Raw genomic sequence first — 7,532 nt, forward strand, 5'->3', positions numbered from 1 at the left:
CCCTTGTACAATAGAGGGGAAGAGTATTAGGTTGGTTTAAGAATGGGGTTAATTATGAACTTTTACTCCCATATGATTTAAATAACCATCTTCATTCAATTGCTCTCTCACCTCTTTAACTTCTGATGCGGTAATCTCAGAGCTGGTTTTATTACCCCATGTTGTATTTGCAAAATTAACTAAGTTAGCAACATCCTTATCTGAAATACTATCCGTAAAAGAAGTCATCGCAACAGACCCTTTTACTAAACTTTCTTGCTGTTTTGGAAGACCTCGAAGGACCACTGCAATAGCATTAAAAGCAGAATCATCTTTGAAGACGGAATTCTTATTCAATGCGACTACTGCATTGGGTTTTCCTAAACCATCAGCCCCATGGCAACCTGAACAATACGCTGCATAAGTGTTATATCCTTTGTCTGACTTTTGTTGTGCAGATAAATAAACCCTAGGTGGTGTAAGTGAAGCATCTATCTCACCTGGTTTCATATCCAATAGGTATACAGACATAGCTAAACGTTGTGCTGGCGTTAAATGGCTTAAGCTTTCTTGAATAACCAATTTCATACCACCGAACGTTGCACCTTGATCTGAATTACCTGTTTCAAAAAAATCGGTTAAAGAGCTTAACGTCCAACCATTTTTCTTTAGTGCTTCTGGTGTGATAGAAACTGCATTCCAACCTTCAAGTACTTGGCCTTCTAGTGCTTGCTCTGTTTTCATTGCATATGCTAAATTTCTTGGCGTATGGCACTCACCACAGTGACCTGAAGCTTCGACTAAGTACTTTCCTTCATTCCACTGATCACTTTTACTTACATCCTCTTTAAAATCAGTGTCATCAAAAAACACTTGATTCCATGCGCCTAATGTAAAACGAATATTTGCTGGAAAAATAATATTATTATCTATGTTTTTCACAGGAATGCCGTTGATAGTTTTCATATAAGCCCATAATGCATCCATGTCTTCATCACTTAATTTTCGATAAGATGTGTAAGGCATCGCTGGATACAAGTTACCGCTGTTTTTAGAATAACCATATTTTACGGCATGATAAAAATCTTCACGGCTATAATTCCCGATACCATATTGTTTATCCTGCGTTATATTTGTTGAATACAATGGGCCAAAAGGTGTCTCGAATTCTAATCCCCCAATATAATCTGCACCACCTTCTGTGGTGTGGCAAGCAAGACAGTCACCTTCATAAGCAACAGCTTTACCGCGTGTTATTTTCTGCTCTAATGTCAACGTAGATTCTTTTTCTGCAGGAACCTCAACATGAAGCCCACTCCCGTAATAGATAAACAGTAGTACAGCTGCGAGTATGGTAATAAAACTAAAACTGATAATTTTTTTCATAATCACCTACTTAATGAGTTCAGGTTGCGAAAGAATTAATGTTTCCATTGCCTCATAATATTTCACATAACCGGTGCAACGACAGACATGTTCCCCTAATGATGCTTCAATAGACTCTCGAAGTTGTTCTTTTGCGATAGGGGTTTTCTTTAATTCTTCGTAATAACCAACAGCTTCATTAACAAACCCAGATGTGCACCAACCACATTGAAATGAAAAGTTCTCAATGAATGCCTGTTGAACAGGGTGTAATGTCATTTCTTGTGTTTTAACATCAATCCGTGCATGACCTTCAATAGTAGTTAATTCCATACCATTAAATGCAGCAACACCAGTAATACAAGTTCTATGAGTGTTATGGCCTGTCATCGTTTTTTCTAAAATCACACAGGCATGACAAATACCTGCACCACAACCAAACTTAGTGCCGGTTAAATTTAAATATTCATGTAAAAAGGCAATCATCATCGTACCTTCAGGTACTTTTGTTGGGCCAACTTTTTTTCCATTTAAGGTAAATTCTATTTCGTTATAATTCATCCGTTTAATCTCTTTTTAATTTGTTCTGCGGTAATTGGCGTTTGATCGAAGCGTTGTCTTGTCGCATGAAAAATAGCATCTTGGACTGCTGAAATAACAGGCATCATAACAACTTCTGCAATGCCTTTAGGGCGTGCTGTTTTATCTGATGTAGGGAGAATTTCAGAGGTCATTGTCCAAACGTTTACATCTCTCGCCATCGGCACGTGGTAACGATTAAGGTTCCATGTGCCGTTACCAGCACCTTCTTCAAATGAAGGTAAATATTCATGTAACACATGTCCTAACCCCATGACTAGCCCTCCTTGTATTTGACCTTCAACGATAGGTTGAGAAATAACCGGTCCTGCATCAAGTACACTGTGACTACTTAATATTTCAACCTTACCAGTATGTTTACTGATTGCTAATTCGATGAGGCAATCACAAGGTGCGTAATAGGTCACCATGGCATTGTTATAGCTGGTACTTGGGTATTTAACCCAATTACGTTTAATTAAATGATATCCGAGGTTATCCATGGATTGTTTTTTAGAGGCTGTTGCGCCATTGCCGTAACGAACAGCTAATGCGTCTAATGAGTGAATGCGTTTATCACCCTCAATCTCAAATTCAGCTTCAGTCCAAGACCAGCGATTAACGGTATGAGCAACAGAGCCAGTAATAAGACCTTGGTCGTGTGCTTTTTTAGCTAATATAGCAAGTGATAATGGTTTATTGTCTTCAAATGTTAACTTGCCATCACGCCATTTAGCGTTGCTTAAGTCAGCGTTCGTTTTTAATTTCCACAGTAAACGTGCGGCAGGCAAAATGCCGTAAAGATAAACTATATTACAAGCCCCTTTAGTCGCTTCTGTTTGGAATGTTGCTGAGTCTGAAGCACTACTTGCCATATGCTTCACTGGTGTCCATAGAGGATCTTTAGACATTTCATCTTGTTTTTCTTGACTGATAATATATGGGTTATCAGTTTCATACAGTTGTAATGCTTTCCATGTTTCGGTGACGGCTATTTTCACTTCACCGGCAGCTTGCCCAAAAAAATCATGGGTCAATAATCCTTGGCTTGTTTGAGCACCAGAACCCATTTCCATGTATTCTATTTCAAGAATTATTTCACCGTCAGCAGTAATATTAACCGCCGAATTAGGCCCAACATTACCAGTGCCATAGTTTTTTGATAATAAGGAATAACCTACGCCAAACAATTTATCAGGGTTGATTGCTTCATAGCTTTTTTTATTCGTAAATCTTTGTTGCCAAACAGGGTGTTTTTCCGCTTTATCTAATATTTCTAAGTATCGGAGTTCACCGTCAATTTTGGCACCTTGCGTATTAAGGTCATTAGTTTTTAATAGATTTTTTCGGCGAATTTCAAATGGGTCCACGTCTAGTTCAGCTGCTGCTTGAGTAATCATCAAGTCAATCACAGGCATACATTGAACGGACCCATAACCCCGCATTGAACCAGAGGCTACGTTACGAGATTGGAAAGCGGTCGCTTGTAAATCACTTTTAGGAATATTGAAGATACCTTGCATAGCTGACATACCAGCAGAGGCAACACTTGCTGAAAAATTCTCTCGGCCACCACCATCAACTTCTGATTTAGATGTTAACGATTCAATCTTCAATGTTTTTTTATTGATAGCTAATTGGTTATGAATCTTAAATGGATGACGTTTTAAGCCTGATTGAAATTGCTGGTATCGGTCATTTGCAATACGGATAGGATTGCCATCTGAAAATAAACTCGCGGCTAACGCATAGAAAGGAAATACTGAATGATCTTTTGCGCCAAACCCCCCACCTACAAATCCAGAATAAAGCACTAAGTTTTTAGTTTCTTTACCTTGCTTAGAAGCTTTAACCATATGCACGGCCATTTCAGTAAAATCTGTTGGATCTTGACAGGTGACCGCCCCATGAAGCGTTTTTTCTTTATCATCGTACCAAATATTGGCAGCTTCAGGTTCCAGCATTACAGGGTCAACAATTTGCGTTTGGTAATGTCTATCAACAACATGTAAATCTGGGTTGGACATATCTTGGATTATTTTATCAGCATAAAACATACCTCTTTCACTCAAACTTCCATTCACATTTTTGGTTGTCGGCCATTTAGGTTGTCTTAATTGATAAGCAGGGAAAAATAATCCATCTTTGAAGGGCGAAAAGGTATCGACACCTTCTGTTTTATCCCCTGCAATTCTAATAACTCGCCACGCCGCATAAGGGTTACGTTCATAAAGGGGAGTTTTATCACCGTACTCAACTAGGTTAGGATTAAAGTCTAAACGTGATTTTGCAGCGTTAAAATCATCAAATTGGTCAAATAATAAAATAGCGACTGGATGACCGATGAAATGAGCCGTTTTACCTTTCGGTAGTAACATATCTTCACCATGAAACTCAGGCAAATAGATATTATTTTCTATTAAATCTTCCGACAATATGACTTTTGTTGGTGGTTTTTCTAAGAAACTTAAATTGATATCTTTGAATATATGATCTGCTTGCGTCGCACAAACGATGTAACCATGCCATTGGTTATCAGGCCAGTGTGTAAAGTCTTTTGATCTAAAATCACGAGCAAAAACTTTTTGCCCCGTTACTTTTTGAATCGCATCTACGCGATGCTTGGCTTGATTACCTTCCGCCCATGGTTGAGTAGGTTTGTATAAATAGTTTTGCTCTCTACCAGAAGCGGCTCTAGTAAGTGATGCAAATGAAACGCTCACGCCAGCAATGACCATTGTTTTTAGGAAGTCTCGGCGACTTTGTGTAAATTTTTTCATTATAATTACCTACATTTAGAATGTATAAAGCATCATTCGCATGGTATGAATATCCAGACAATAGATTCAGTAATGTCGAGTTATTACTATGTAGTAATCTCTCGAAATTCAATAATTTGCTTCAAATTAGTACTTTTAGGAAAGCCTTAAAACTGAACTTATTGATATACATTGTGATGAACTAACACTTTATTTTAAACGCTATGCTATAGACAAAAGTTTAAAAAAACGAAGGGATATTACTGATCGTTTTATATTAAAAAATCCATGCAGTGCATTGTTAATGTTGAATGTTTCAGTCTAAACTATTTTATTTGAAATTGATAATTGATCTACTTTTTAATGACAGTGATGTAGTTTTCTTCTCTTTTAAGCTGGTTTTATTGATGGACTATTAACAAGAAGATTCGGGGTCAGGTCCTGACGGCCCTCCATAACTATGTTAATAATTTCAAGTAGTTATGGTTTTTTTTGTAGGTTTCATGAAAATTAGCGATTATGTTGGTCACCACAACTAACAAAAAAGCTAATCATCATGAAACCGTCTACTATTTTACATACCTTTTTCAGAAACAAGCTGAGGGTCAAAACAAGCTGAGGGTCAAAAACAAGCTGAGGGTCAGGTCTTTCATTTTGCATTACCGATTACCTTACTTTTTATCAGCCGATATAATACGGCTTACTAATGAATAATGTATTTTGAAATGATCACCGATTTCTTTCATTGTATATCCTCCTGACTGGTAAGCTTTTATAATCGCTTCATTACGAGTATCGGATTGTTCATGATAACTTTTTAACGTCAGTGGCGACAAAGAACGTTGTTTAAAGGGGATTTCAGATACATCCCCTTCAAGTAATTCTTTTAATATTTGATGTTTTTCTACAAAGACATCATCACCTAAATATATTTGATGCTGTAAATCATCCCAGATGGTTTTATTCATTCCCTCTTCTACAAAGTGAATATATTCTGCAATCGCTACTGACCGCTCTTTATCAAAATAATTTAACAACGCATCCGTTGCTAACCAGTTTGGGGAGGCTTGTTTTCCAACCATACAATGCCAACTACTCCACAACCATTCATCAGGAGTATCAACCATTTTTGCACGCACAGGATTTAAAACAATATAACGACACAGTTCTAATAAATAAGCATCCTTATCAACCAGAATAGCTTTATAGCGCCCTTGAAAAAGGTGCCCTACTCGATTGTGCTTTCTATTGATTGATTGCGTAAATACACCGTTTAACTGGCGCATTCCTTTACTCAAATTAGCATCGGGAGTCTCTACAAGTAAGTGGTAGTGATTATCCATTAAACAATAAGCGTGAATAACCCAGTTATAACGTGAACAAACGGTATTTAATAAATTAAGGAATATCTCGAAATCACTGTCTTCTAGATAAATAGCCTTTCTTTCATTACCACGCGATGTGACATGATAAAGCGCACCTGAAAACTCTAAACGTAAAGGACGACTCATAAATACCCCTACAAATTTAAATTGAATAAGGTAAATCTAATTTAAATAATCAACAAATGCAAAATGAAAGACCTGACCCCATTTGTTTTTCAAAGCGAACGCCTTAATAACAGACGTGTAGGTTGGTGTTATTTTTGCGTCTTTTTCTCTTGCAAAAATGATGACAACCGTAATACGCCCAGTTGATTAACTTGTGTACGCCCAGCATGGGCATGAACTAATGAGGTGAAAGTCCTCTGTAGGAAGATCACCGTTTAATCAATTAAATGATTAAACGCTAACTACTAGCGAATGGCAAGGGCTTATCCGTGAGGATGGGTCCGGAGGAAGCCGCTAGCAACTTTGCGAGCTGATGAACAAGAACATCATATGAGGCGTAGGCTAAAGGTGAGTTGGCACAAGACAACGAAACCACGTGATCTAATGGCCACCGTAAATGATGCAGCAGTGCAAAGAAAGTACATGCTCTTATCTGGGGAGATCTGCTTAACACGCGATCGGTAACTTAACCAGTCAGGCACTGGTCTATAACAGCCTTGGCTTTTCAGCATCATCAACTGAAAAGAGCTAAACCGATGAAAACCGATAGCACAGGTTTAGGTAACTAAATCTGTGAGTAAGCAGAAGTCAGCAGACGGCATAGTAGCCAAACGCCCATCGTAATGGAGGGGACACGGTGAAGGCCTGAACATCTTAAACGAGGAGATACCATATTGAACTTGAACCACAAAACCTCACCATGTTGTGATAGTGACACTCAGCGTTCAGATATGAACCATACCTTAAATGAATATCCATTAATGACGTTAATGCTCAGTGACGACAATATGAAAGCGGCATGGAAACATGTTAAAGCCAATAAGGGTGCGCCAGGTATTGACGGAATGAGTCTCGAAGACGCTGAGCCATTTCTATTAGCTCATTGGCAAGGAATAAAAGTAAAACTGATGGAAGGACACTATTTTCCGCTTGCGGTAAGACGGGTCATTATCCCGAAACCCGATGGTGGAGAACGCTTCTTGGGGATACCTGCGGTCATCGACAGGCTACTTCAGCAAGCGATGAATCAAGTGATCACGCCTTACTTTGAACCAGTATTTTCGTCTCATAGCTACGGATACCGCACGGGTAAAAGTGCACATCAAGCGGTAACACATGTACAAGATTGCATCTCGCAAGGGTACAAAACAGCCGTTGATATTGACCTCTCAAAGTTCTTTGATGAAGTTAATCATGACATGCTAATGAACCGCGTTGGTCGTAAAATCAAAGACAAGGCATTAATGCAATTACTCGGTCGGTTTTTACGAGCAGGTATTGCAGAGGCAGAAACAGGTCT

5 protein-coding genes are annotated in these 7,532 nt (G+C 38.4%); 1 reads left to right on the forward strand and 4 read right to left on the reverse strand.

Features of this window, described 5'->3' with window-relative positions:
* Nucleotides 1–48 precede the first annotated feature (48 nt).
* From H592_RS21170 to H592_RS0100280, 4 genes are all read right to left on the reverse strand, one after another.
* Complete coding sequence (locus tag H592_RS21170; protein WP_051368828.1) at nt 49–1,365, reverse strand: cytochrome c; 1,317 nt, start codon at nt 1,363–1,365, stop codon at nt 49–51.
* Between the two features lie 6 nt (nt 1,366–1,371).
* On the reverse strand, nt 1,372–1,905 hold the full coding sequence (locus H592_RS0100265) for a (2Fe-2S)-binding protein (RefSeq protein WP_028866971.1): 534 nt from the start codon (nt 1,903–1,905) through the stop codon (nt 1,372–1,374).
* Nucleotides 1,902–4,703 carry a xanthine dehydrogenase family protein molybdopterin-binding subunit gene (locus tag H592_RS0100270; RefSeq protein WP_028866972.1) on the reverse strand — a complete coding sequence of 934 codons (2,802 nt, stop codon included), beginning with the start codon at nt 4,701–4,703 and terminating at the stop codon, nt 1,902–1,904. Before H592_RS0100270 ends, H592_RS0100265 begins: the two co-directional genes overlap by 4 nt.
* Before the next feature lie 650 nt (nt 4,704–5,353).
* Nucleotides 5,354–6,193, reverse strand: coding sequence for an REP-associated tyrosine transposase (locus tag H592_RS0100280; RefSeq protein WP_028866973.1), 840 nt, complete (start codon nt 6,191–6,193; stop codon nt 5,354–5,356).
* A 713-nt stretch (nt 6,194–6,906) separates the two neighbouring features.
* Here H592_RS0100280 and H592_RS24490 point away from each other — a divergent pair.
* Nucleotides 6,907–7,532 (forward strand): reverse transcriptase domain-containing protein (locus H592_RS24490; protein WP_245600335.1); only part of this gene is annotated, 626 nt, incomplete at its 3' end.

Source organism: Psychromonas arctica DSM 14288, assembly GCF_000482725.1.
GTDB classification, from domain to species: domain Bacteria; phylum Pseudomonadota; class Gammaproteobacteria; order Enterobacterales; family Psychromonadaceae; genus Psychromonas; species Psychromonas arctica.

What these genes read in the sequence shown, in the direction of transcription:
- H592_RS21170 (WP_051368828.1), bottom strand. Translation starts at nt 1,365, where the DNA reads ATGAAAAAAATTATCAGTTTTAGTTTTATTACCATACTCGCAGCTGTA.
- H592_RS0100280 (WP_028866973.1), bottom strand. Translation starts at nt 6,193, where the DNA reads ATGAGTCGTCCTTTACGTTTAGAGTTTTCAGGTGCGCTTTATCATGTC.
- H592_RS0100270 (WP_028866972.1), bottom strand. Translation starts at nt 4,703, where the DNA reads ATGAAAAAATTTACACAAAGTCGCCGAGACTTCCTAAAAACAATGGTC.
- H592_RS0100265 (WP_028866971.1), bottom strand. Translation starts at nt 1,905, where the DNA reads ATGAATTATAACGAAATAGAATTTACCTTAAATGGAAAAAAAGTTGGC.